This window comes from Mesorhizobium sp. M7A.F.Ca.CA.002.04.1.1, from assembly GCF_004022805.1.
Classification (GTDB): Bacteria; Pseudomonadota; Alphaproteobacteria; order Rhizobiales; family Rhizobiaceae; genus Mesorhizobium; species Mesorhizobium ciceri.
Genome location: NZ_RZPL01000999.1, coordinates 1 through 1,551 on the forward strand (window position 1 = coordinate 1; position 1,551 = coordinate 1,551).

Sequence of the window (1,551 nt, forward strand, 5' to 3'; positions counted from 1 at the left end):
GGCTTGGATTGAGCATGGTGTCGCCCTGGTCGGGATCCGGCGCATCTGTCACCACTTTCGCGGCATCCACCGCCGTCTGGCTGATCATCGTGCAATGGCTGTCCTCGGGTGTCGGCGGCTACCTTGCCGGACGCCTGCGCACCAAATGGGTCGGCATCCACACGGACGAGGTGTATTTCCGTGATACCGCCCATGGCTTTCTTGCCTGGGCGTTGGCCACACTGCTCGTCGTCGGCGTGCTTGGCTCCGCGCTTTCCGCTGCCATAGGCTCGGGCGTGCAGGCGGTGTCCACCATCGCGTCTGGTGCGGCCATGGGCGCATCGGCGGGGGCTTCGGCCCATGCCGGCAGCGCGTCGGCCGACAATGCGACATCCTACCTGGTGGGTTCACTGTTCCGTCCGGCTGATCCGGGCAAGCTCGCGGCCGCCAATCCGGACAGCGATGCGGCCGCGGTTGGGCAGGCTTCGCGCATCCTGATCGCCGGCGCCGCGGCAGGCGAGGTTTCCGCAGACGACAAAACCTATCTGTCGCAGTTGGTCGCCGTTCGCACGGGGCTTTCGGAAGCAGATGCCAGGACCCGGGTGGATGCCGTCCTCGCCAAGGCCCAGGACGCCAAGGTCAAGGCGCAGCAGGCCGCCGACACAGCCAGGAAGGCCAGCGCGACGTTTGCCCTGCTTGGTGCGCTCTCGCTGGCCATCGGCGCCTTTATCGCCAGTGCTGCCGCGGCCCTTGGCGGCAGGCAGCGCGACGATGAGGAAGCGGTTTTTATCACCAACCGTTGAACTGCACTTGCAACAAAGCCACTCTGGCCCGCCCGGAGCGGCTTTGCTTTGAAGTTGTCGAGCGGCGCTGCCACGACCCCGTTCGCTGAAATCCGTTCTTATTTTCGGGGAGGAATCGCCGGCACTTCGGCTTGGCTCGGCTCCAGTTTGCGACCGAGGTCGACAGCGTCGCGCAGCACGGCGAGATGCGAGCGCGGCTGATCGCCGGCAGCAACCTCGATACCGGTCGCCGCCAACGACCAGTACAGCGTGTGGGTGAAGACACGGCCGAGGGAACCGCGCAGCTCGACCTGAACGTTCTCCACGCCCGGGCCGAAATTCTCCGCCATCGGCCCTGAGATCGGATCGCCCGTCAGCCAACCGTTGCCGCGGTCGAAGATATTGGTCCAGCGCGTCGCAGCAAACACCGCGCCATGATGCACCGCCCGCTGTGGCTTGCCGGAAGAACGGTTGCGCCCTTCCTGATAAAGCACGGTGCCACCGGCCGCCGCTCCCTCGGCAATCGGCGGACATGCCGAGAACAGGCGCTCGGCGATGCCGCGCCTGAATTCGGCGAGATTGTGCGTCACCAGAAATTCGCTGTGGGTCAGCGGGCTACCAAGCGTGACGAAATCGCTGATCTTCCAAGGCCGATGGCTGTCGTCCCTGGTGCGCAGTTGGCGATAGAGCTCCCACTGATCGCGCCGGAACCCGGCAAGATCGTCAAGGCTGCCGGGCCATGCCGAGCCGTCGGCAACAAGCGTCGCCTTGTCGATGGCGTGGATAGCCT

1 protein-coding gene and 1 pseudogene are annotated in these 1,551 nt (G+C 65.6%); one reads left to right on the plus strand and one right to left on the minus strand.

Annotated elements, in window-relative coordinates; all coding sequences use genetic code 11:
* The coding region (locus ENZ75_RS31420) for a hypothetical protein (protein WP_128278607.1) at window positions 1-782 on the plus strand (782 nt) is incomplete at its 5' end.
* A gap of 98 nt (window positions 783-880) precedes the next feature.
* Here ENZ75_RS31420 and ENZ75_RS31425 read toward each other — a convergent pair.
* Window positions 881-1,551 (minus strand): annotated as a pseudogene (locus ENZ75_RS31425) (hypothetical protein); the annotation flags it as partial.